The sequence below is a fragment of the Burkholderia thailandensis E264 genome (assembly GCF_000012365.1).
GTDB classification, from domain to species: domain Bacteria; phylum Pseudomonadota; class Gammaproteobacteria; order Burkholderiales; family Burkholderiaceae; genus Burkholderia; species Burkholderia thailandensis.
Window position 1 is genome coordinate 1,908,623 of record NC_007651.1, and the last position, 20,996, is coordinate 1,929,618.

General features: G+C 68.6%; 21 protein-coding genes. 13 read left to right on the forward strand and 8 right to left on the reverse strand.

Annotated elements, in window-relative coordinates:
* Positions 1 to 50: 50 nt before the first annotated feature.
* Together BTH_RS20875 and rmuC are read left to right on the forward strand one after the other, a co-directional pair.
* Positions 51 to 1,040, forward strand: a complete 990-nt coding sequence (locus tag BTH_RS20875; protein ID WP_009889956.1) for a 2-hydroxyacid dehydrogenase — start codon at positions 51 to 53, stop codon at positions 1,038 to 1,040.
* Positions 1,037 to 2,512 (forward strand): DNA recombination protein RmuC, encoded by a 1,476-nt coding sequence (gene rmuC / locus BTH_RS20880; RefSeq protein WP_009889957.1) that lies wholly within the window; start codon positions 1,037 to 1,039, stop codon positions 2,510 to 2,512. Before BTH_RS20875 ends, rmuC begins: the two co-directional genes overlap by 4 nt.
* A 198-nt stretch (positions 2,513 to 2,710) precedes the next feature.
* Here rmuC and BTH_RS20885 read toward each other — a convergent pair whose 3' ends face one another.
* The 6 genes from BTH_RS20885 to BTH_RS20910 form a co-directional block, all read right to left on the reverse strand.
* Positions 2,711 to 3,193 (reverse strand): GNAT family N-acetyltransferase, encoded by a 483-nt coding sequence (locus BTH_RS20885; RefSeq protein WP_011402140.1) that lies wholly within the window; start codon positions 3,191 to 3,193, stop codon positions 2,711 to 2,713.
* 17 nt (positions 3,194 to 3,210) lie between these two features.
* Positions 3,211 to 3,498 (reverse strand): hypothetical protein, encoded by a 288-nt coding sequence (locus BTH_RS20890; protein WP_004192965.1) that lies wholly within the window; start codon positions 3,496 to 3,498, stop codon positions 3,211 to 3,213.
* 36 nt (positions 3,499 to 3,534) lie between these two features.
* Positions 3,535 to 4,833 (reverse strand): molybdopterin molybdotransferase MoeA, encoded by a 1,299-nt coding sequence (gene glp, locus BTH_RS20895; RefSeq protein ID WP_009889970.1) that lies wholly within the window; start codon positions 4,831 to 4,833, stop codon positions 3,535 to 3,537.
* 111 nt (positions 4,834 to 4,944) lie between these two features.
* Positions 4,945 to 5,568 (reverse strand): molybdenum cofactor guanylyltransferase MobA, encoded by a 624-nt coding sequence (gene mobA / locus BTH_RS20900; protein WP_009889971.1) that lies wholly within the window; start codon positions 5,566 to 5,568, stop codon positions 4,945 to 4,947.
* Between the two features lie 32 nt (positions 5,569 to 5,600).
* Positions 5,601 to 6,713 (reverse strand): GTP 3',8-cyclase MoaA, encoded by a 1,113-nt coding sequence (gene moaA, locus BTH_RS20905; RefSeq protein WP_009889975.1) that lies wholly within the window; start codon positions 6,711 to 6,713, stop codon positions 5,601 to 5,603.
* Between the two features lie 138 nt (positions 6,714 to 6,851).
* Positions 6,852 to 10,067: an Rne/Rng family ribonuclease gene (locus tag BTH_RS20910; protein WP_025404107.1), complete on the reverse strand. Its 3,216-nt coding sequence runs from the start codon at positions 10,065 to 10,067 to the stop codon at positions 6,852 to 6,854.
* A gap of 722 nt (positions 10,068 to 10,789) precedes the next feature.
* Between BTH_RS20910 and BTH_RS20915 the strand changes: the two genes are divergently transcribed.
* Genes BTH_RS20915 through BTH_RS20930 form a run of 4 tightly spaced genes read left to right on the forward strand, consistent with a single transcriptional unit; the run spans position 10,790 to position 13,865 of the window.
* Positions 10,790 to 11,797: an RluA family pseudouridine synthase gene (locus BTH_RS20915; RefSeq protein WP_009889979.1), complete on the forward strand. Its 1,008-nt coding sequence runs from the start codon at positions 10,790 to 10,792 to the stop codon at positions 11,795 to 11,797.
* A gap of 5 nt (positions 11,798 to 11,802) precedes the next feature.
* Positions 11,803 to 12,462: an HAD-IA family hydrolase gene (locus tag BTH_RS20920; protein ID WP_009889980.1), complete on the forward strand. Its 660-nt coding sequence runs from the start codon at positions 11,803 to 11,805 to the stop codon at positions 12,460 to 12,462.
* Entirely contained in the window at positions 12,459 to 12,854 is a 396-nt protein-coding gene (locus BTH_RS20925; RefSeq protein ID WP_009889981.1) for a Rieske (2Fe-2S) protein, read from the forward strand. Before BTH_RS20920 ends, BTH_RS20925 begins: the two co-directional genes overlap by 4 nt.
* 9 nt (positions 12,855 to 12,863) lie before the next feature.
* Positions 12,864 to 13,865 (forward strand): S49 family peptidase, encoded by a 1,002-nt coding sequence (locus BTH_RS20930; RefSeq protein WP_009889982.1) that lies wholly within the window; start codon positions 12,864 to 12,866, stop codon positions 13,863 to 13,865.
* Positions 13,866 to 13,903: 38 nt separating this feature from the next.
* Here BTH_RS20930 and BTH_RS20935 read toward each other — a convergent pair whose 3' ends face one another.
* Both BTH_RS20935 and BTH_RS20940 read right to left on the reverse strand, forming a co-directional pair.
* Positions 13,904 to 14,626: an SAM-dependent methyltransferase gene (locus BTH_RS20935; RefSeq protein WP_009889983.1), complete on the reverse strand. Its 723-nt coding sequence runs from the start codon at positions 14,624 to 14,626 to the stop codon at positions 13,904 to 13,906.
* Positions 14,623 to 15,270, reverse strand: a complete 648-nt coding sequence (locus BTH_RS20940; RefSeq protein ID WP_009889984.1) for a Maf-like protein — start codon at positions 15,268 to 15,270, stop codon at positions 14,623 to 14,625. The genes BTH_RS20935 and BTH_RS20940 overlap by 4 nt, the downstream gene beginning before the upstream one ends.
* A 302-nt stretch (positions 15,271 to 15,572) precedes the next feature.
* Here BTH_RS20940 and BTH_RS20945 point away from each other — a divergent pair, with 302 nt between their 5' ends.
* From BTH_RS20945 to acpP, 7 genes are all read left to right on the forward strand, one after another.
* A complete protein-coding gene (locus BTH_RS20945; RefSeq protein WP_009889985.1) occupies positions 15,573 to 16,205 on the forward strand; it encodes a DUF177 domain-containing protein in 633 nt (210 codons plus the stop codon).
* Positions 16,206 to 16,301: 96 nt separating this feature from the next.
* Positions 16,302 to 16,481, forward strand: a complete 180-nt coding sequence (gene rpmF, locus BTH_RS20950) for a 50S ribosomal protein L32 (RefSeq protein WP_009889986.1) — start codon at positions 16,302 to 16,304, stop codon at positions 16,479 to 16,481.
* Between the two features lie 140 nt (positions 16,482 to 16,621).
* Positions 16,622 to 17,728 carry a phosphate acyltransferase PlsX gene (plsX, locus tag BTH_RS20955; protein WP_009889987.1) on the forward strand — a complete coding sequence of 369 codons (1,107 nt, stop codon included), beginning with the start codon at positions 16,622 to 16,624 and terminating at the stop codon, positions 17,726 to 17,728.
* Entirely contained in the window at positions 17,728 to 18,717 is a 990-nt protein-coding gene (locus BTH_RS20960; RefSeq protein ID WP_009889988.1) for a beta-ketoacyl-ACP synthase III, read from the forward strand. Before plsX ends, BTH_RS20960 begins: the two co-directional genes overlap by 1 nt.
* Positions 18,718 to 18,789: 72 nt before the next feature.
* Positions 18,790 to 19,719 (forward strand): ACP S-malonyltransferase, encoded by a 930-nt coding sequence (fabD, locus tag BTH_RS20965; protein ID WP_009889990.1) that lies wholly within the window; start codon positions 18,790 to 18,792, stop codon positions 19,717 to 19,719.
* 51 nt (positions 19,720 to 19,770) lie between these two features.
* Positions 19,771 to 20,520, forward strand: a complete 750-nt coding sequence (gene fabG / locus BTH_RS20970) for a 3-oxoacyl-ACP reductase FabG (protein ID WP_009889992.1) — start codon at positions 19,771 to 19,773, stop codon at positions 20,518 to 20,520.
* A gap of 143 nt (positions 20,521 to 20,663) precedes the next feature.
* Positions 20,664 to 20,903 carry an acyl carrier protein gene (gene acpP / locus BTH_RS20975; protein ID WP_004197638.1) on the forward strand — a complete coding sequence of 80 codons (240 nt, stop codon included), beginning with the start codon at positions 20,664 to 20,666 and terminating at the stop codon, positions 20,901 to 20,903.
* Positions 20,904 to 20,996 lie beyond the last annotated feature (93 nt).

Sequence of the window (20,996 nt, forward strand, 5' to 3'; positions counted from 1 at the left end):
GCGGCGCGATTGCGCGCGCTCGCCGCCCGCGCGGCGTGACGGAGACGGCAATGCAGAAAATCCTGGTCGCACGCTCGATCTTTCCGGACGTGATCGAGCGGCTCAAGCAGTATTTCGACGTCGACTGGAACGACGGCGACGCGCTCGCCCCCGACGCGCTGAAGGCGCGCCTCGCGGACAAGGACGGCGCGCTGACGGCGGGCGACATGATCGACGCGTCGGTGCTCGCGGCGGCGCCGCGGCTGCGCGTCGTGTCGAACATGGCGGTCGGCTACAACAACTTCGACATCGGCGCGTTCGACGCCGCGCACGTGCTCGGCACCAACACGCCCGACGTGCTGACCGAGACGACCGCCGATTTCGGCTGGGCGCTGATGATGGCGGCCGCGCGGCGGATCGCCGAATCCGAGCACTGGCTGCGCGCGGGGCGGTGGCGCAAGTGGTCGTACGACAGCTTTCTCGGCGCGGACATTCACGGCGCGACGCTCGGCGTGATCGGCATGGGCCGCATCGGTCAGGCGCTCGCGCGCCGCGCGCGCGGCTTCGGCATGCGCGTGATCTATCACAACCGCTCGCGCGTCGCGCCCGAGATCGAGGCCGAGCTGAACGCCGAATATGCGTCGAAGGCGGCGCTGCTCGCGCAAGCGGATCACGTCGTGCTCGTGCTGCCTTACTCGGCGGAAAGTCATCACACGATCGGCGCGGCCGAGCTTGCGATGATGAAGCCGAGCGCGACGCTCACGAACATCGCGCGCGGCGGGATCGTCGACGACGCGGCGCTCGCCGACGCATTGCGCAACAAACGGATCGCCGCAGCGGGCCTCGACGTGTTCGAAGGCGAGCCGAGCGTGCATCCGGCGCTGCTCGAGGTGCCCAACGTCGTGCTGACGCCGCACATCGCGAGCGCGAGCGAAGGCACGCGTCGCGCGATGGCGAATCTCGCGGCGGACAACCTGATCGCGGCGCTCGGCGCGGGCCCGGATGCGGGCCGTCCGCCTAACCCGATCAATCCCGGCGTGCTGGGGAAGGCTCGCATATGACCGAAACCTTGTTGCTGGCCGCCGTCGTCGCGCTCGCGGTGGCGCTTGTCGTCGCGCTCGTCGTGCTGCTGCGCGGCGGCTCGCGCGGCGATGGCCTCGAGCGGCTCGCCGAGCAGATCGACGATGCGAACGACGCGCACGCGCACACGGCCGAGCGCCTCGAGCGCGAGCTGCGCGCGGAGATCGTCGACGGCGCGCGCCATTCGCGCACCGAGCTCGCGGGCAACTTCGCGCAATTGCAGCAGACGCTCGCCGCGCAGTTGACGAGCGTCGCGACCGTGCAGAACAGCCAGATCGACGGCTTCGCGCAACAGCTCGCGAAGCTCGTCACGGGCAACACGCAGCAGTTCGACGCGATGCGCGACACGCTGCAGCGCCAGGCGCAGCTCGCGCGCGAAGAGCAGGGCGCGGCGCTCCGGCATTTCGGCGATACGCTCAACCAGCAGCTCACGCAATTGACGGAGGCGAACGATCGCCGGATCGGCGAGGTGCGCGCGACGCTCGAGACGCGCCTGAAGGAAATCGAGGCGAACAACGCGGCGAAGCTCGAGGAGATGCGCCGCACCGTCGACGAGAAGCTGCACGCGACGCTCGAGCAGCGCCTCGGCGAATCGTTCAAGCTCGTGTCGGACCGGCTCGAGCAGGTGCATCGCGGGCTCGGCGAGATGCAGACGCTCGCGGCGGGCGTCGGCGACCTGAAGAAGGTGCTGACGAACGTGAAGACGCGCGGCACCTGGGGCGAAGTGCAGCTCGAGGCGCTGCTCGAGCAGATGCTGACGCCCGATCAATATGCGAAGAACGTCGCGACGGTGCCGAAGAGCAGCGAGCGCGTCGAATTTGCGATCCGGTTGCCTGGGCGGCACGACGAAGGTGCGATGGGCGGGGCGGAGCCGGTGTGGCTGCCGATCGACGCGAAGTTCCCGCGCGAGGACTACGAACGCCTGATCGACGCGCAGGAGCGCGCGGACGCGGCGGCGGTCGAGGAAGCGGCGCGCGCGCTCGAGGCGCGGATTCGCGCGGAGGCGCGCACGATCGCCGAGAAATACGTCGCGCCGCCGCACACGACCGATTTCGCGCTGCTGTTCCTGCCGACCGAAGGCCTCTACGCGGAGATCCTGCGCCGCCCCGGCCTCACCGATCTGTTGCAGCGCGACTATCGCGTGACGGTGGCCGGCCCGACGACGCTCACGGCGCTGCTGAACAGCCTGCAGATGGGCTTTCGCACGCTCGCGATCGAGAAGCGCTCGAGCGAGGTCTGGCAGGTGCTCGGCGCGGTGAAGACCGAATTCGGCAAGTTCGGCGACGTGCTCGCGCGCACGAAGTCGCAGCTCGAGACGGTCACGCGCTCGATCGAGGCCGCCGAACAGCGCACGCGCGTGATGAACCGCAAGCTCAAGCAGGTCGAGGCGCTGCCGGGCGAGGTCGCGAACGGCCTGCTTGGCGCGGACGGGGCGGAGACGGGCGAGAGCTGACCGGGCGGCGGCGCGCGCGAGGCGGCGGACGGCGCGCCGCCTTCACGTGCATCCCGCGGGCAAAACGAAGACGGGGCGCCGCATGCGCCCCGTTTGCATTGCCGGTTCGGTCGTGCGCCGATGATCCCCATCGGCTGGTGGCGACGAATTCGCCGCTCGTCGATGCCGGTCGGCCCGCGCCGCGCCGCGCAACGTGCGTTACGCGCCGCCGTTCGCGAGCCGTGCAAGCGCGTCGCCCGCCACGCGCACGACGCGCCAGTCGGGCATCACATCCGCGCCCATCTTCCGATAGAAATCGATCGCCGGCTGATTCCAGTCGAGCACGGTCCACTCGAAGCGCCCGCAGCGGCGCTCGACGGCGATCGCCGCGAGCCGGCGCAGCATCCGCGTGCCGAGCCCCGTGCCGCGCTGCGACGGCTGTACGTACAGATCCTCGAGATACAGGCCACGCCGGCCGACGAATGTCGAATAGTTGTGAAAGTAGAGCGCATAGCCGACGATCGCGCCGCCGTTCACCGCGACGAGCGCCTCGGCGGACGGCCGCGCGCCGAACAGCGCATCGGCGAGATCCGCTTCGGTCGCGACGAACAGATGCGTGAGCTGCTCGAATTCGGCGAGCTCGCGCATCAGCGCGAGCATCGCGGGCACGTCGGCCTGTGCTGCCGCGCGGATCGCCGTCATCTCGCCGACGGCGGCGTTCACGCTTCCTCCGGTGCGTCCGACAGCACGATCTCGATGCCGCCGAAACGCGAGGCGACCCAGTTGTATGCGTGGCATGCGATCCACAGCAGCACGAAGCCGACGATCGCGTTCAGCAGCAGCGCGCTGAAGATCGTGCTGAAGATCGTGCCGAGCCCGACCGACTGTTCGCGAAAGAACGCGTTGACGATTCCGAGCAGCACGATCGGCACGCTGAACGTCAGATAGACGAGGATCAGCGCTTTCGCGGTTTGCCCCGGTGCGATCGATGAGATTTGTTTTTTCATATGAGAGTTGCCCCCGTGGAAGTGCTGAGAACGGATTCAGATGGCGCCGTCGAACGGCAGGATGTCGACCGTCGCGCCGGCGTCGACGCGCGCGGCGTCGTGCGCGAGCACGATGAAGCAGTTCGCGTCGCTCAGGCTCTTGAGCGATGCCGAGCTTTGCGAGCCGGCGGGCGCCACGCGCCACACGCCGCTCGCGTCGCGTGCCGCGTGGCCGCGCAGATATTCGGTGCGGCCCGCGCGCTTCTTGAGCGGCGTCTCGCAGATGGCGGGGTAGCGGGGGAGCGGCTGCGCGTCGGCGCCCATCATCGCGAGGAGCGCGTCGCGCACGATCACGATGAAGGTTGCCGCGACCGCGACCGGGTTGCCCGGCAGGCCGAAGAAGAGCGCGGGCCGCCCGGCGCGCCCGCTTGCCCAGATCCGTCCGCACGCGAGCGGACGGCCCGGGCGCATCGCGACGCTCGCGAACGTGACGTCGCCGAGCGTTTCCAGCAGCGCGCGAGTGAAGTCCGCGTCGCCGACCGACACGCCGCCCGACGTGATGACCGCGTCCGCCTGCGCGGCCGCTGTCTTCAGTGCGCTTTCGAGCGCGGCGGGGTTGTCGCGAACGATGCCGAGATCGAGCGTCTCGACGCCGAGGCGGGCGAGCATCCCGACGAGCGTCGCGCGGTTGCTGTCGTAGAGGCCGCCTTCGCGCAGCGGCTCGCCCGGCGTCTGCAGTTCATCGCCCGTCGAGAAGAACGCGACGCGCACGCGGCGGCGCACCGTGACGTCGGCGATGCCGAGCGACGCGAGCAGGCCGAGATCGGCCGCGCGCACGAGGCGGCCGGCGGCGAGCGCGCTCGCGCCGCGCGCGAGATCTTCGCCCGCGCGTCGGCAGTGGTCTCCGCGCGCGGCGGCCGAGGCCGGAAAGCGCGCGACGTCGTTCGTCGCCTCGACTTTTTCCTGCGGGATCACGGTGTCGCAGCCTGTGGGCATCTGCGCGCCCGTCATGATTCGCACGCACGCGTCTTTCGCGACGCGGGGGCCGTCGAACGGATGTCCCGCGAGCGCGCGGCCCGCTACTGCGAGCGTCAGCATGCCGTCGGCGGCGGGTGCGGCGAGCGCCGCGCCGTCGAACGCGTAGCCGTCCATCGCGGCGTTGTCGTATGCGGGAATGTCGAATGGCGACGCGATATCGTCGGCGAGCACGCGGCCGAGCGCGTCGCGCAACGCGACGCGCTCGACCTGCGCGACGCGTTCGGCGAAGCGCAACGCGAGCGCGCGCGCTTCGTCGACGGTCAGCGCGACGGCGTGCTCGGGCGTGGCGGATGGCGTGGGCGTGGTGTGCGTGGTCATCGGTGGCGAGGCGCCGCTAGGCGGATTGTGTTCGGGGCCGGCATCCCGGCCGCCGCCGTGAAGCGCTCGCGTCGCAAGCGGCAGGCGGCGCGCGGAACGCGGTGCGGCCTATCACGCGCGTTCGAGGCCGGCTAAGTCCCGCAAAGAGTTTGCATTGTAAAACGCCCGCTCGTCGCTAAACGGCACTTCGACCGTCTTGTGGCGTGCGTACCACGCGCGCATCTTGCGCTCGCCGGCCGCGAGATACACGGCGAGATCGTCGGCGAGCGCGGTGCGCACGAGTGCGAAGACGGGTTGCGGCGCGACGCCGCCGCCCGCGTCGACAGTCGTCGCGAACGCGATGTCGGCGCGCTGCGCGTCGAGCGCGGCGGCAAGGCGCGCGGCGAGATCGGCGGGCAGGAACGGCGAATCGCACGGCACGCACAGGACGAGCGGCGTGCCGGCCGTGCGCAAGCCCGCGGCGAGCCCGGCGAGCGGGCCGGCGAAATCCGCGTGCGCGTCCGCGACGATCTGCGCGCGAAACGGCGCGCCGAGCGCCGCGTACCGATCGAGATGGCGATTCGCGCTGATGACGAGCGCGTCGACTTGCGGCGCGAGCCGGCGCAGCACGTGCAGTGCGAGCGGCTCGCCGCGCAGCGGCTGCAGCCCCTTGTCGACGCCGCCCATCCGCGTGCCGCGTCCGCCCGCGAGCAGCAGGCCGGTGATCGGGGAAGCGGGCGCGGTGCGCGACGACATGGCGAGAGCGGGGGCGCGTGGCGCGGGCGGGCCTAGCCGCCGATGTAGGACATTTCGACGCGCTTCGCTTCGCCGAGCGCTTCCTCCGTCGCTTGCGCGCTGCCGCGCAGTTGCGAGTAGCGGTCGGTGCGCGCCTGCCAGATGTGGCCGATCAGCGCGGCGATCTGCTCGTCGGTCGCGCCGCCGCGCACGAGGCTGCGCAGGTCGTGGCCGGACGATGCGAAGAGGCACAGATACAGCCGGCCCTCGGTCGACAGTCGCGCGCGCGTGCAATCGCCGCAGAACGCGCGCGTGACGCTCGAGATCACGCCGATCTCGCCGCTGCCGTCCGCATAGCCCCAACGCTGCGCGGTCTCGGAACGCGTGTTGCGCTCGAGCGGCACGAGCGGGAAATGCTCGGCGATGCGCGCGATCACGTCGGCGGACGGCAGCACTTCGGCCATGTTCCAGCCGTTCGACGTGCCGACGTCCATGTACTCGATGAAGCGCAGCACGACGCCCGTGCCCTTGAAGCGGCGTGCCATCGGCACGATCTCGGCGTCGTTCGTGCCGCGCTTGACGACCATGTTGACCTTCACGGGAGAAAGGCCCGCCGCATGCGCGGCGAAGATGCCGTCGAGCACGTCGGCGCTCGCGAAATCGGCATCGTTCATGCGTTTGAAGAGCGTGTCGTCGAGCGCGTCGAGGCTGACCGTCACGCGCGAGAGCCCCGCGTCGCGCAGGCTCTTCGCCTTGCGCACGAGCAGCGAGCCGTTCGTCGTCAGCGTGATGTCGAGCGCACGGCCGTCGACGGTCGTCATTTTCGCCAAGCGCTCGATCAGGAATTCGATGTTCTTGCGCAAGAGCGGCTCGCCGCCCGTGATGCGGATCTTCTCGACGCCGTGTGCGACGAAAAGTCGCGCGAGGCGCTCGATTTCCTCGAGCGTCAGCAACGCGCTGTGCGGCAGGAACGGGTAATCCTTGCCGAATACGGTGCGCGGCATGCAGTACACGCATCGGAAGTTGCAGCGGTCCGTGACTGAGATGCGCAGGTCGCGCAGCGGGCGTGCCAGGGCGTCGCGCAGCGTGCCGTTCGGCGCGAGCAGCGCGCCGGACAGATCGGGTGTCGTGCTCACCGGGGTCACAGGAATGATGCGTCGGGACATGAGCGTTGCAAGATAAGTCAGAGTTCCATTTTAGCCGGAAGCGCCGCATGGGGCCGGGCATGGAAACCCGCAGAACCGGAGCACAGACAAAAAAGCCCGCCTTTGGGGGCGGGCTTTTTCATGCGATGGACGACCGGATCAGCGGTGCGTCGTCTCGACCTGCTGCATCGGCGCCGCGTCGACGGGCGGCAACGGCTTGCGTTCGCGCGGCACGCGCGCGGGCGGCACGATTTGCGCGGCGGCGGCCTGCGCGGCGCGCAGCTTGTCCGTGTCGGTGTTGACCCACACGAGACCGGCGGCTTCGAGCACCGTGTCGAGGCTCGCGCCCGCGGTCGAGACGGAGGCCGGAGTGGCCGCCTCGGCTCGAGCGGCCGCCGGGACGTGCGTCTCGGCGACGGGAGCCGGCTCGTGCGCGACAGGCGCTGCGAGCGGTGCGGCCGCCGCGACAGCAGCGGGCTGCTGCGTTTCGGCGACCGGCGCAGGCTCCGCGACCACGGCCGGAGCGACCGCGGGTGCGGCGACTTCGGACGCTTCCGCGGCAGGCGCTTCGGCCGGGGCGGCTTCGGCGGGGGCGGTTGCGGCCGGAGCGGGGGGCTCGTGCGCGACATCGGCCGCAGCCGGCTGTACGTGCGCCGCGGTTGCCGGAGCGGCTTGCTCGACTTCGGCTTGAGCCGTCGAAGCGGCTTGCGCCGGCGCTTCGACCAGTCGCGCAGGCGCCGCCTCGGCACGCTGCGTGTCGGCGACGGGCGCCCCGGCTGCCGGTTGCGGCTCGACCTTCGCGCCGCTCTCGACATGCGCGGCAGAATCAGCGGCGATGGCCGCAGCCGCGACTGCCGCCGCACCCGCGCCCGCTTGCGCGACATGCTGCGGCTCGTGGCCGGCGGCAGGCGCGACGCCTTGCTGCGCTTGCTCGGCATGCTCGAACGCTTCGACCGTCACGCCTTCGCCGCCTTCCGCAGCGTGCGCTGCGCCTTCGTCCTCGCGCTCGCGGCGGCCGCCACGGCGACCGCGGCGGCGGCGGCGGCGTTCCTCGCCGTCACGCGCGTTCGAATCCGCGTCGACGCCGGCTTCCGCGCCAGGCGCGTACGCCGGCTTTTCAGCGGCTTCCGCGAGTGCGCTTTCGCCGCGGTTCACGGTTTCGAGCGTCGCGACGTGCTGGGCCGGCTTGCGACGCTCACCGCGCTCACGGCGCTCGCCGCGCGGCGCTTCCGAGGCGTCGGCCGTTTCGGCGCGTTCGCGGGGTTCGCGCTGTTCGCGCGGCTCACGGGGTTCGCGCGGCTCGCGTTGTTCGCGCGGTTCGCGCGGTTCGCGGGTTTCGCGTGCTTCGCGTGCTTCGCGGCCTTCCCGGTTGTCCCGGCCGCCGCGTGCTTCGCGGCCTTCGCGGGGCTCGCGGGTTTCCTTGCCTTCGCGCTCGGCGCGCTGCGCCTGACCGCGGCCGCCGCCTGCCGCTGCCTGATCGCGTCCGCCGGCTTGCTGCGCGGCGCCGCCGCGACGGTTGCGGTTGCGATCGCCGCCGCGTTCGCCGCGCTCGGCCTTCTCGCCGCGTTCGCCACGCTCGCGCGCCGGACGCGCGGCCGCTTCCTGCGCGGCGGGCGCCGGTGCGGGCGCCGCGGCGGGCTGCACGCCGAACAGGCCCTTCAGCCACTTCATGAAACCGCCGCTCGCGGGCGCGGCGGCCACGGGCGCAGCCGCTTCCGGCGCGCTCTGGCGCTGCGGCGCGGGGCTCGGCGCCGGACGCTCGGGCGTGATGCCCTTGACGGCCGCTTCCTGGCGCGGCTTCGTTTCCTCGGCGCGCTTGCTGTAGCCGGTTTCCGCCTCGAGCTCGCGGGCGGCTTCCTCGGCCATCTTCCACGATGCGCGCGGATCGTCGAGGCGCGCATCGTCGTGACGCAGGCGCTCGAGCTTGTAGTGCGGCGTATCGAGGTGCTTGTTCGGGATCAGCACGACGCCGACCTTGAAGCGCGACTCGATCTTGTTGATTTCCTGGCGCTTTTCGTTGAGCAGGAAGGCCGTCACCTCGACGGGCACCTGGCAGTGGATCGCCGCGGTGTTCTCCTTCATCGCTTCTTCCTGAATGATCCGCAGCACTTGCAGCGCGGACGATTCGGTGTCGCGGATGTGGCCCGTGCCGTTGCAGCGCGGGCAGGTGACGTGGCTGCCTTCGGACAGGGCCGGGCGCAGGCGCTGGCGCGACAGCTCCATCAGGCCGAAGCGCGAGATCTTGCCCATCTGCACGCGCGCGCGGTCGTGCTTGAGCGCGTCCTTCAGGCGCTGCTCGACTTCGCGCTGGCTCTTGGCCGACTCCATGTCGATGAAGTCGATCACGATCAGGCCGCCGAGGTCGCGCAGACGCAGCTGGCGCGCCACTTCATCGGCCGCCTCGAGGTTCGTGCGGGTCGCCGTCTCCTCGATGTCCGCGCCCTTGGTCGCGCGCGCCGAGTTCACGTCGATCGCGACGAGCGCCTCGGTGTGGTCGATCACGATCGCGCCGCCCGACGGCAGCGGCACCGTGCGCGAGTACGCGGTTTCGATCTGGTGCTCGATCTGGAAGCGCGAGAAGAGGGGGACGTCGTCGTGATAGCGCTTCACCTTGCCGACGTTGTCGGGCATCACGATGTCCATGAACGCGCGGGCCTGATCGTAGATCTCGGTCGTGTCGATCAGGATTTCGCCGATGTCGGGCTGGAAATAGTCCCGGATCGCGCGGATCACGAGGCTCGATTCGAGGTAGATCAGCATCGGCTGGCCGGGATGGCCGCTTTGCGACGCCGCCTCGATCGCGCGCCAGAGCTGCAGCAGGTAGTTCAGGTCCCACTGCAGTTCCTCGGCGCTGCGGCCGATGCCCGCCGTGCGGGCGATCATGCTCATGCCGTCGGGGATCTGCAGTTGCGCCATCGTCTCGCGCAGTTCCTGGCGCTCGTCGCCCTCGATGCGGCGCGACACGCCGCCGCCGCGCGGGTTGTTCGGCATCAGCACGAGATAGCGGCCGGCGAGCGAGATGAAGGTGGTGAGCGCCGCGCCCTTGTTGCCGCGCTCCTCCTTCTCGACCTGGACGATCAGCTCCTGGCCTTCGCGCAACGCGTCCTGGATGCGCGCGGAGCGCATGTCGACGCCTTCCTTGAAGTACTGGCGGGCGACTTCCTTGAACGGCAGGAAGCCGTGGCGGTCTTCGCCGTAGTTGACGAAGCAGGCTTCGAGCGACGGTTCGATGCGGGTGACGACGCCCTTGTAGATGTTGCCTTTGCGTTGTTCGCGGCCGGCGGTTTCGATGTCGATGTCGATGAGCTTCTGCCCATCGACGATGGCGACGCGCAGTTCTTCCTGCTGCGTCGCATTGAACAGCATGCGTTTCATTGAACGACTCCAGGCGGCTCTGCCGGCGGTGCGCTCCGGTTGTCAGGCGGAGCGCGGGACGACGTCAGGCCGCGCCTTGTTGTGTTGTCACAAGCACGCTGGAGCGGGAACGATGGCGGGAGAATGGCCTGATGAGGCGCGAACCCATACGGCGGGTCGCGGCCAGAGGGCGCCTGCGAACACGGCTTCAAAGCACACGGCGTCGACACTCCGCGCGCCGCAGGGCGCGCTAAGCCTCCGACCGGGCACTGCCGCGGGGCGCGGCGCAAGTTGCGCGCGGCGCCGGGGGGCGGCATATGCTGCGGCTCGGCCGCAGCGGGGAGTATCGAATCCAGCCCGACTTTCCCGCCTGGGGTGTTCCTTCCTTGGTTTTGACGTCGCCAAGCCCCGCGCTCTCGCGGAGCCACATCGGGCGCACGCCGTTCTATTCGCAACAGGAAACTGCGCCGGGCTTACATCGCGCCGCGCCGCAGCCTCCAACAAATTCTTTTTGTCCAACATTCCGTTACCGCGGCACGGCTCAAACCGAATCCGCCTGTGGGCGCGATCCCTGCCTGAGCGGGGTGCCGTGCGTGCAACTTGCTGCTTTCATTCATGAGGACGAGCAGCACGCCCCGGGCGCAAGTAAAATAACAGTTTGCGCTTGCGCCTCGCGCAGTCCGTCCGAAAACCGGCCGATCAGGCCGCTCCGCTACGGAAGGCTGCGCAAAATTATATTCAGTATGAATGAGTTAGGCAAAAAATCCCATAATTCGGTCGCAAGCGGTCAGGTTTCGCTCATCGAGATCGACGAAAGCGCCGCCGGGCAGCGCATCGACAACTTCCTGCTGCGCGTCTGCAAGGGCGTGCCGAAGAGTCATATTTACCGAATCCTGCGCAGCGGCGAAGTCCGCGTGAACAAGGGCCGGATCGATGCGCAATACCGGCTCGCGTTCGGCGACGTCGTGCGTGTGCCGCCCGTGCGCGTCGCGGCGGCCGACCTCGCGCGCGCGGCAGGCCCCGCGCCCGTGCCCGCGGCGGAATTCGAGATCCTGTTCGAGGACGACGCGATCATCGCGCTGAACAAGCCGGCGGGCGTCGCCGTGCACGGCGGCAGCGGCGTCGCGTTCGGCGTGATCGAGCAGATGCGCCACGCGCGGCCGCACGCGAAGTTCCTCGAACTCGTGCACCGGCTCGACCGCGAGACCTCGGGCATCCTGATGCTCGCGAAGAAGCGCTCCGCGCTCGTCGGGCTGCACGAGCAGATTCGCGAGAATCGGATGGACAAGCGCTACTTCGCTTGCGTGCACGGCGACTGGGCGGCCGACTGGGGCCGCCGCCGCGCGGTGAAGGCGCCGCTTTTCAAGTACGCGACGCCCGACGGCGAGCGGCGCGTGCGGGTCCAGGAGGACGGGCTGCCGTCGCACACGGTGTTCAATCTCGTCGACCGCTGGCCGGACTACGCGCTCGTCGAAGCGGAACTCAAAACGGGTCGGACCCATCAGATCCGTGTGCACCTCGCGCATCTCGGCCTGCCGATCGTCGGCGACGCCAAGTATGGCGATTTCGCGCTGAACAAGGCGCTTGCGCGCGCGAGCGCGGTGCCGTCGATCAAGCGGATGTTCCTGCACGCGCACCGGTTGCGCCTCGCGCATCCGCTGACGGGCGAGCCGCTGCAGTTCGACGCGCCGCTGCCCGCCGAGTGCCGGCAATTCCTCGATCAACTCACCGACTTGCGCGATACCGCATGACACGCATGGCACGACAGCAATTTGATCTGATCGTCTTCGACTGGGACGGCACGCTGATGGATTCGACCGCGCACATCGCGCAGTGCATCCAGGCCGCGTGCCGGGATCTCGGCGTGCCCGCGCCGTCCGACGAGGCGGCCCGCTACGTGATCGGGCTCGGCCTGCGCGACGCGCTCGCCGTGACCGCGCCGAGCGTCGATCCCGCCGACTATCCGCGGCTCGCCGAGCGCTACCGGTTCCACTATCTGATCAAGGACCAGCGAACCGAGCTCTTCGGCGGCGTGCGCGAAATGCTGGAAGAACTGCGCGACACGGGCTACCTGCTCGCCGTCGCGACGGGCAAGGGGCGCGTCGGGTTGAATCGCGCGCTCGATCAGGCGAAGCTCACGAGCCTCTTCGACGCCACGCGCTGCGCGGACGAGACGTTCTCGAAGCCGCATCCGGCGATGCTGCAGGAATTGTCGCGCGAACTGGGGCAGGATCTGGCGCGCACCGTGATGATCGGCGACACGACGCACGACCTGCAGATGGCGGCGAGCGCCGGCGCGGCGGGCATCGGCGTCGCGTACGGCGCGCATTCGGCTGACGCGCTCGCGGCGCTGTCGCCGCGCTTCGTCGCGCCCGACGTCGCATCGCTCGCCAGTTGGCTGCGGGAGCACGCATGACGGGCGGAGACGACGCGCGCTTCGTGTGCGCGGCCGATGCGCTCGTCGACGGCGGCGCGGGCGTGCGGCTCGACGCGACGCTGCGCGGCGAGCCCGCCGTCGTGTTCTTCGTGCGCTACGAAGGGCGCGCGTACGGTTACCTGAACCGCTGCGCGCACGTGCCGATGGAACTAGACTGGGCCGAGGGACAGTTCTTCGAATCGTCAGGCTTATACTTGATGTGCGCGACGCACGGCGCGATCTACGAGCCCGAGACGGGCAAGTGCGTCGGCGGCCCGTGCCGCGGCGCGCGGTTGCGCGCCGTCCAGGTCGACGAGCGGGACACGCCCGCCGGCCGGGCGGTGTTCTGGCTGCCCGACGGCGATCTGCGCCCGATCTCTTCCGACCACTGATTTTCAAGCATGTCCGATCAAATCAACCCGCCCGATTCGTCTTCGTCCCCCGCTGCGAACGCCGCCTCCCGAGAACCGAACTGGGAGCGCGCCGTGCTCGAGCGCGTCGCGCTCGCGGCGATCAAGGAGCAGCGCGCCGCGCGACGCTGGAGGATCTTCTTCCGCTTCGCGTTCCTCGCCGTGCTCGGCGCGCTCGCGTTCGCGTTCCTCAGCGTGTCCGGCGACGGCAGCAAGCTCGCGAGCGGCCGTCACACGGCGGTCGTGACGATCGACGGCGAGATCGCCGCGAGCACCAACGCGAACGCCGAGGACATCAACACGGCGCTCGACAGCGCGTTCGAGGATTCGGGCACGGTCGGCGTCGTGCTGAAGATCAACAGCCCGGGCGGCAGCCCGGTGCAGGCGGGCATCGTCTACGACGAGATCCGCAGGCTGCGCAAGAAGTATCCGGCGAAGCCGCTTTACGTCGTCGTCTCCGACATGTGCGCGTCGGGCGGCTATTACATCGCGGCGGCGGCGGACAAGATCTACGTCGACAAGGCGAGCATCGTCGGCTCGATCGGCGTGCTGATGGACGGCTTCGGCTTCACCGGCCTGATGGACAAGCTGGGCGTCGAGCGGCGCCTGCACACGTCGGGCGAGAACAAGGGCTTCTTCGATCCGTTCTCGCCGGAGACGCCGAAGATGGACGCGCACGCGCAGGAAATGCTCGACGAGATCCATGCGCAGTTCATCAAGGCGGTGAAGGACGGCCGCGGCGCGCGGCTGCACGAATCGCCGGACATCTTTTCCGGACTCTTCTGGACGGGCGCGAAGAGCATCGAGCTCGGCCTCGCCGACGATTACGGGACGACCGATTCTGTCGCGCGCGACGTGCTGAAGGCGCCGGATCTCGTCGACTACACGGTCAAGGAAAGCCTGACGGACCGCGTCGCGCGCCGCTTCGGCGCGGCGGTCGGCAAGGCCGCGCTGAAGGCGGCCGTCGCCGGCGCCGAGCTGAAGCTGCGCTGACGGCGCGCAGCGCTGCACCCGGTTCGCCGGGCTTCGCCTCAGTTCGCGAGCAGCAGGAAGATCGCGGGGCGCTTGTGCAGATCGGGCACAGGCGCCTTTTTCCATTGCGCCGCCGAACGGCTCGCGATCGTCTCGGTCGCGAGCGTCAGGTCGGCCGCGACGCACACGAGCGTCGACGGCGCGCACGTCGCGACGAGCGCATCGAGCATCGCGTGATTGCGGTACGGCGTCTCGATGAAGATTTGCGTCTGATTCGCGTGGCGCGACTGCTGTTCGAGTTCGCGCAGGCGCTTCGCGCGCGCGGCGGCGTCGACGGGCAGATAGCCGTGAAACGCGAAGCTTTGTCCGTTCAGGCCGGATGCCATCAGCGCGAGCAGGATCGAACTCGGCCCGACCAGCGGCACGACCTTCACGCCGCGCTCGTGCGCGCGGCGCACGAGCAGCGCGCCGGGATCGGCGACGGCGGGGCAGCCGGCTTCCGACACGAGCCCCGCGTCGGCGCCCGCGAGCACCGGCGCGAGCAGGCGGTCGATCTCGCTCGCCGGCGTCTTCACGTTCAGCTCGCGGATCTCGATTTCCTGGATCGGCCGTTCGGTGCCGATCTTCTTCAGGAACGCGCGAGTCGTCTTCGCGTTCTCGCCGATGTAGTAGCCGAGCGACGCGGCGCGCGCCTGCACGGCGGCGGGCAGCACGGCGGCGAGCATCGCGGCGTCGCCTTCGCCGAGCGTGTTCGGAATCAGATAGAGCGTGCCTGCCGTCATTGTCCGTTCGCTCCGTCGGCGGCCGACGCCGGCGCGTCGAAGAGAGGATAGCCCGCTGCGCGCAGCATCCGTGTGAGCGCGATGAGCGGCAGGCCGACGAGTGCCGTCGGGTCGTCGGAATCGATCGCGTCGAGCAGCGCGATGCCGAGCCCTTCCGATTTCGCGCTGCCCGCGACGTCGTATGGCGTCTCCGCGCGCAAATAGGCGTCGAGCTCGACGTCGGTCAGCGTGCGGAATCGTACGCGTGTCACGACGTCTTCGATCTGTGTTTGGCCGCAGCGGCTGTCGTACAGGCACAGCGCGCTGTGGAATTCGACGTCGCGGCCGCGCATCGCCTGCAGTTGCGCGAGCGCGCGCTCGTGCGTGCCCGGCTTGCCGATCTGCAGCCCATCGAAGGTCGCGACCTGGTCGGAGCCGATCACGAGCGCGCCGTGAGGCGCACGGACGCGCTCGGCCGCGGCGCGCGCCTTCGCGGCGGCGAGACGCAGCGCGGTCGCGGACGGCGTTTCGCCCGGCAGCGGCGTCTCGTCGACTTCGGGCGTGACGACGTCGAACGGCGCGCGCAGGCGTTCGAGGAGCTCGCGGCGGTAGCGCGAGCTGGAGGCGAGAATCAGCCGCGGCAGGCTGGAAGCGTCGTGCTGCATGATGGGGTGTCGAGTATTGGTTGGTTCGAAAGGTCGGAGGTGAAGGAATTGCCGCCGCTCCACCGCACGCGGGCATGCGAGCGCGAGGCGGCTGGGTGTTCGGCGAAGTCCAGTCTTAAGTGTTTGACTCGAAAAGATAAAACAGGTATGCTCTTGCGCTTTTCATCGGCAGGGGTTTTGCGAGCGTCCGCCGGCGAACCGAGCGGCCCGGATGCGTCATGCATCCCGCGGCACGGGGCGCTGGGCCGCGCAATCCGCTGCACGAACGAGTTGCACCGAGGGTTGATAAGGCAGGAGCGCACATGAACCCGTCTTCAGGCAAGCCTGCGGTTTCGCTCGATCCGCACGCGATCGATCTGTTCGAATTTGCGCGCAGCGCCCGGCAGGCCGCGGGCGCCGTCCGGCTCTCGCAGTTGCCGCGCATGTTAAACGAAGTGCCGGCGGACGCGCCAGAGCGCGATACCGTATTCACGTGGCAGGCGGAGGGCTCGACGCAGCCCGAACTGCAGGACGACGGCACGGAGGGGGCGCAGCCCTATCTGCGGCTCGCGCTGCATGGCGCCGCATGGCTCGAATGCCAGCGCTGCATGAGGCCGTACGAGCAGCCGTTCGATATCGACGTCGTGTATCGGGTCGTCGCCACCGAAGAGGAGGCGGAGGAATTTCCGCTCGACGAAGAGGAAATCGACGTGATCGTCGGCTCGCGCCAGTTCGATCTCGTCGACTTGATCGAAGAGGAGTTGCTTCTTTCGCTGCCGCTCGTGCCGAAGCACGAAGTCTGTCCGGCGGTGCACGAAAGCCTCGTATCGGGCGCGAGCGGTCCCGCGGCCGATACGGACGATACGTCCGACGAATCGGCGGGCGAAAGCGACAGGCCGAATCCGTTCGCGGCGCTCGAAGCGCTGAAAAAGGGCGGCGACGGCGACAAACACTAAGCAGTTGGGGCGCGGGAAGGCGTGAGGCCGCAGGGCCGGGGTAGCAAGCGCCGGATCGGGCTGTGTTAGAATCCGGAAAATTTTTAGGAGTTAGTCATGGCAGTTCAACAAAACAAGAAGTCGCCGTCGAAGCGCGGCATGCATCGTTCGCACGATTTCCTGACGAGCGCGCCGCTCGCCGTCGAGCCGAGCACGGGTGAAGTGCACCTGCGTCACCACATCAGCCCGAACGGCTACTATCGCGGCAAGAAAGTCGTCAAGACGAAGAACGACTAAGCGTTTCCGTCTCCGTGACGCGCGTCTGATGGCCATTCGGGCACCTCGCGCGACAACCGGTTCGCTTTGACACTTTCCTGGCTCAACAAAAAGGCGGCATTCAACTGCCGCTTTTTTGTGCCTGAAATTCGTCGCATTCCATGACTGTAAAGCTCACAATCGATTGCATGGGAGGCGACCACGGCCCGTCCGTGACCGTTCCCGCCGCAGTCAAGTTCGTTCGCTCGCATCCCGATGCACACCTGATGCTCGTCGGCATCGAAAGCGCGATCCGGGCGCAACTCAAGAAGTGCAAGGCGCTCGACGAGCCTGCGCTGTCCGTCGTGCCGGCCGCCGAAGTGGTCGCGATGGACGATCCCGTCGAAGTGGCGCTGCGCAAGAAGAAGGACTCTTCAATGCGCGTGGCCCTCAATCACGTGAAGGAAGGCGAGGCGCAGGCGTGCATCTCCGCCGGCAACACCGGCGCGCTGATGGCGGTGTCGCGCTACGTGCTGAAGACGCTGCCCGGCATCGAGCGGCCCGCGATCGCGTTCGCGCTGCCGAATCCGACGGGCTACACGATGATGCTCGACCTCGGCGCGAACGTCGACTGCGAGCCGCAGCACCTGCTGCAGTTCGCCGAGATGGGGCACGCGCTCGTCGCGGCGCTCGAGGGCAAGGAGCGGCCGACGATCGGTCTCCTCAATATCGGCGAGGAGGTCATCAAGGGGAACGAAACGATCAAGCGCGCCGGCGAGCTATTGCGCGCGAGCACGTTGAATTTCCGCGGCAACGTCGAGGGCAACGACATCTACAAGGGCACCGTCGACGTGATCGTCTGCGATGGCTTCGTTGGCAACGTTGCATTGAAGACGTCCGAAGGTCTCGCGCAGATGCTCGCCGACATCATCAAGGAAGAGTTCAGCCGCTCGCTGCTGTCGAAGCTGATGGCGCTGCTCGCGCTGCCCGTGCTGCTGCGCTTCAAGAAGCGCGTCGATCATCGCCAGTACAACGGCGCGGCGCTGCTGGGGCTGCGCAGTCTCGTCATCAAGAGTCACGGTTCCGCCGACGCGTACGCGTTTGAGTGGGCGATCAAACGCGGGTATGATGCCGTCAAAAATGGCGTGCTGGAGCGCCTTTCGCGAGCGATGGCGGAGAATGCCGCGCCGCTTGGCGAAAGCGGTCGCGACGCGGACGGGGCGGGGCAGGCGAGTCCGTCCGCAGGCCAGCCAGCCGAGCCCTCCGCCGCGCTTTCCTCGAAGACATAATGGCCCAATCGACCCTCTATTCCCGCGTGCTCGGCACGGGTAGCTATTTGCCGCCCGACCGCGTCACGAATCAAGAACTCGCCGATCGTCTCGCGAAGGACGGCATCGAGACGAGCGACGAGTGGATCGTCGCACGCACGGGCATTCACGCGCGGCACTTCGCCGCGCCCGACGTGACGACGAGCGATCTCGCGTTCGTCGCCGCGCAGCGCGCGATCGAGGCGGCCGATGTCGATCCGCAGTCGATCGACCTCATCATTGTCGCGACGTCGACGCCCGATTTCGTGTTTCCGAGCACGGCGTGCCTGCTGCAGAACAAGCTTGGCATCAAGAACGGCGGCGCCGCATTCGACGTGCAGGCCGTGTGCTCGGGTTTCGCGTATGCGCTCGCGATGGCCGACAGCTTCATCCGCACGGGGCAGCATCGCACGGCGCTCATCGTCGGCGCGGAGACGTTCTCGCGCATCCTCGACTTCAAGGACCGCACGACCTGCGTGCTGTTCGGCGACGGCGCGGGCGCCGTCGTGCTGTCGGCTTCCGAAGAGCCGGGCATCCTCGGCAGCGCGCTGCACGCGGACGGCAGCTACTCGAACATCCTCTGCACGCCGGGCAACGTGAACCGCGGCGTCATCGCGGGCAGCGCGTTCCTGCACATGGACGGTCAGGCCGTCTTCAAGCTTGCCGTGAACGTGCTCGAGAAGGTCGCGGTAGAAGCGCTGTCGAAGGCGGCGCTCGCGCCGGAGCAGATCGATTGGCTGATTCCGCACCAGGCCAATATCCGTATCATGACGAGCACGTGCCGCAAGCTCGGCCTGCCGCAGGAACGCATGATCGTCACCGTCGACGAGCACGGCAACACGTCCGCCGCGTCGATTCCGCTCGCACTCGACGTCGCCGTGCGCGACGGCCGCATCAAGCGCGGTCAGCACGTGCTGATCGAAGGCGTCGGCGGCGGCTTCACGTGGGGCGCGTCGGTCTTCCGGTACTGAGCCGCACGTCTCGCGCATCCCATCGGCGCGCCGCTCGCGCGCGCCGCTCGAATCGATTCAATTGGGGACGATATGAAATTTGCATTCGTTTTTCCGGGCCAGGGCTCGCAATCGGTCGGCATGCTCAATGCATTCGCCGATGTCGCCGTCGTGCGCGAGACGCTCGACGAGGCGTCTGATGCGCTCGGGCAGGATATCGGCAAGCTGATCGCCGACGGCCCGGCCGACGAACTCAATCTGACGACGAATACGCAACCCGTGATGCTGACGGCCGCGTATGCGTGCTATCGCGCGTGGCAGCAGGCGGGCGGCGCGCAGCCGTCGATCGTCGCGGGCCACAGCCTCGGCGAATACACGGCGCTCGTCGCCGCGGGCGCGATCGCGTTTCGCGACGCGCTTCCGCTCGTGCGCTTTCGCGCGCAGGCGATGCAGACGGCCGTGCCCGTCGGCGTCGGCGGCATGGCGGCGATTCTCGGCCTCGACGACGATACGGTGCGCGCAGTGTGCGCCGAGGCGTCGGCGGCGGGCGTCGTCGAAGCGGTGAATTTCAATGCGCCCGCGCAGGTCGTGATCGCGGGCACGAAGGCGGGCATCGAGATGGCCTGCGAGATCGCGAAGGCGAAGGGCGCGAAGCGCGCGCTGCCTCTGCCCGTGTCGGCGCCGTTCCACTCGTCGCTGCTCAAGCCTGCCTCGGACAAGCTGCGCGACTATCTCGCGAACGTCGACGTGAAGACGCCGCGGATTCCCGTCGTCAACAACATCGACGTCGCGGTGGTGTCCGATCCCGCCGCGATCAAGGATGCGCTCGTGCGGCAGGCGGCGGGCCCCGTGCGCTGGGTCGAGTGCGTGCGGCACATCGCCCGCGAGGGTGCGACGCACGTGATCGAGTGCGGTCCGGGCAAGGTGCTCGCCGGCCTCACGAAGCGTATCGACAGCAACCTGGTCGGCGCGTCGGTGTTCGATCCGGCGTCGCTCGACGAAGCGCTCAAGCTCGCCGCCTGACGCCGTCAAGCGCTCGAGCTTGCCGATTCAACCGAAACACGGAACCTCTGCATGGACAAGACTCTCGACAAACAAGTCGCGATCGTCACCGGCGCGTCGCGCGGGATCGGCCGCGCGATCGCGCTCGAACTTGCGCGGCGCGGCGCAACGGTGATCGGCACCGCGACGACCGAAGCGGGCGCCGAGGGCATCAGCGCCGCATTCAAGGAGGCCGGGCTCGAAGGCCGCGGCGCCGTGCTGAACGTCAACGACGCGGCGGCGGTCGACGCGCTCGTCGAAGCGACGCTCAAGGAATTCGGCGCGCTGAACGTGCTCGTCAACAACGCCGGCATCACGCAGGATCAACTCGCGATGCGGATGAAGGACGACGAGTGGGACGCCGTGATCGACACGAACCTGAAGGCCGTGTTCCGGCTGTCGCGTGCGGTGCTGCGTCCGATGATGAAGGCGCGCGGCGGACGCATCGTCAACATCACGTCGGTGGTCGGCTCCGCGGGCAATCCGGGGCAGGTCAACTATGCGGCGGCGAAGGCGGGCGTCGCGGGGATGACGCGCGCGCTCGCGCGCGAGATCGGCAGCCGGGGCATCACCGTGAACTGCGTCGCGCCGGGCTTCATCGACACCGACATGACGAAGGTCCTGCCGGAAGATCAGCAGGCCGCGTTGAAGACGCAGATTCCGCTCGGCCGTCTGGGCAGCCCGGAGGACATCGCGCATGCGGTTGCGTTCCTCGCGTCGCCGCAGGCGGGCTATATCACGGGCACGACGCTGCACGTGAACGGCGGCATGTTCATGTCGTAACGGAATTCGTTTACCATCCGCGCCGTGCATGCGCATCCGCGCATCGGCGCTTGTCTGGCCGCAAAGCCGGCGCGCATTTTGGGCAGCATCAAACCTGTTAAAATGCGCGCACTTGTAAATCTGAACTTTCCCTCGGAGGGGTAATGGACAACATCGAACAACGCGTGAAGAAGATCGTCGCCGAGCAACTGGGCGTCGCCGAAGCTGAAATCAAGAACGAAGCGTCGTTCGTGAATGACCTCGGCGCGGACTCGCTCGACACGGTCGAGCTCGTGATGGCGCTCGAAGACGAGTTCGGCATGGAAATCCCGGATGAAGAAGCCGAGAAGATCACGACCGTTCAGCAAGCGATCGACTACGCTCGCGCAAACGTCAAGGCGTAACACGCGCGTCGTCTGCAAGTTTTTGCACACGCTGCGCCGGATGCGCGATCGCGTCGGCGTTCTCGCCGGCCGAGCTAACAGCCACAGGGCTCG

What these genes read in the sequence shown, in the direction of transcription:
- BTH_RS20940 (WP_009889984.1), bottom strand. Translation starts at nt 15,270, where the DNA reads ATGCAGCACGACGCTTCCAGCCTGCCGCGGCTGATTCTCGCCTCCAGC.
- plsX (WP_009889987.1), top strand. Translation starts at nt 16,622, where the DNA reads ATGACTGTAAAGCTCACAATCGATTGCATGGGAGGCGACCACGGCCCG.
- BTH_RS20910 (WP_025404107.1), bottom strand. Translation starts at nt 10,067, where the DNA reads ATGAAACGCATGCTGTTCAATGCGACGCAGCAGGAAGAACTGCGCGTC.
- BTH_RS20935 (WP_009889983.1), bottom strand. Translation starts at nt 14,626, where the DNA reads ATGACGGCAGGCACGCTCTATCTGATTCCGAACACGCTCGGCGAAGGC.
- BTH_RS20930 (WP_009889982.1), top strand. Translation starts at nt 12,864, where the DNA reads ATGTCCGATCAAATCAACCCGCCCGATTCGTCTTCGTCCCCCGCTGCG.
- BTH_RS20915 (WP_009889979.1), top strand. Translation starts at nt 10,790, where the DNA reads ATGAATGAGTTAGGCAAAAAATCCCATAATTCGGTCGCAAGCGGTCAG.
- fabG (WP_009889992.1), top strand. Translation starts at nt 19,771, where the DNA reads ATGGACAAGACTCTCGACAAACAAGTCGCGATCGTCACCGGCGCGTCG.
- BTH_RS20875 (WP_009889956.1), top strand. Translation starts at nt 51, where the DNA reads ATGCAGAAAATCCTGGTCGCACGCTCGATCTTTCCGGACGTGATCGAG.
- BTH_RS20885 (WP_011402140.1), bottom strand. Translation starts at nt 3,193, where the DNA reads ATGACGGCGATCCGCGCGGCAGCACAGGCCGACGTGCCCGCGATGCTC.
- BTH_RS20960 (WP_009889988.1), top strand. Translation starts at nt 17,728, where the DNA reads ATGGCCCAATCGACCCTCTATTCCCGCGTGCTCGGCACGGGTAGCTAT.
- BTH_RS20890 (WP_004192965.1), bottom strand. Translation starts at nt 3,498, where the DNA reads ATGAAAAAACAAATCTCATCGATCGCACCGGGGCAAACCGCGAAAGCG.
- rmuC (WP_009889957.1), top strand. Translation starts at nt 1,037, where the DNA reads ATGACCGAAACCTTGTTGCTGGCCGCCGTCGTCGCGCTCGCGGTGGCG.
- rpmF (WP_009889986.1), top strand. Translation starts at nt 16,302, where the DNA reads ATGGCAGTTCAACAAAACAAGAAGTCGCCGTCGAAGCGCGGCATGCAT.
- BTH_RS20920 (WP_009889980.1), top strand. Translation starts at nt 11,803, where the DNA reads ATGGCACGACAGCAATTTGATCTGATCGTCTTCGACTGGGACGGCACG.
- glp (WP_009889970.1), bottom strand. Translation starts at nt 4,833, where the DNA reads ATGACCACGCACACCACGCCCACGCCATCCGCCACGCCCGAGCACGCC.
- acpP (WP_004197638.1), top strand. Translation starts at nt 20,664, where the DNA reads ATGGACAACATCGAACAACGCGTGAAGAAGATCGTCGCCGAGCAACTG.
- moaA (WP_009889975.1), bottom strand. Translation starts at nt 6,713, where the DNA reads ATGTCCCGACGCATCATTCCTGTGACCCCGGTGAGCACGACACCCGAT.
- mobA (WP_009889971.1), bottom strand. Translation starts at nt 5,568, where the DNA reads ATGTCGTCGCGCACCGCGCCCGCTTCCCCGATCACCGGCCTGCTGCTC.
- fabD (WP_009889990.1), top strand. Translation starts at nt 18,790, where the DNA reads ATGAAATTTGCATTCGTTTTTCCGGGCCAGGGCTCGCAATCGGTCGGC.
- BTH_RS20945 (WP_009889985.1), top strand. Translation starts at nt 15,573, where the DNA reads ATGAACCCGTCTTCAGGCAAGCCTGCGGTTTCGCTCGATCCGCACGCG.
- BTH_RS20925 (WP_009889981.1), top strand. Translation starts at nt 12,459, where the DNA reads ATGACGGGCGGAGACGACGCGCGCTTCGTGTGCGCGGCCGATGCGCTC.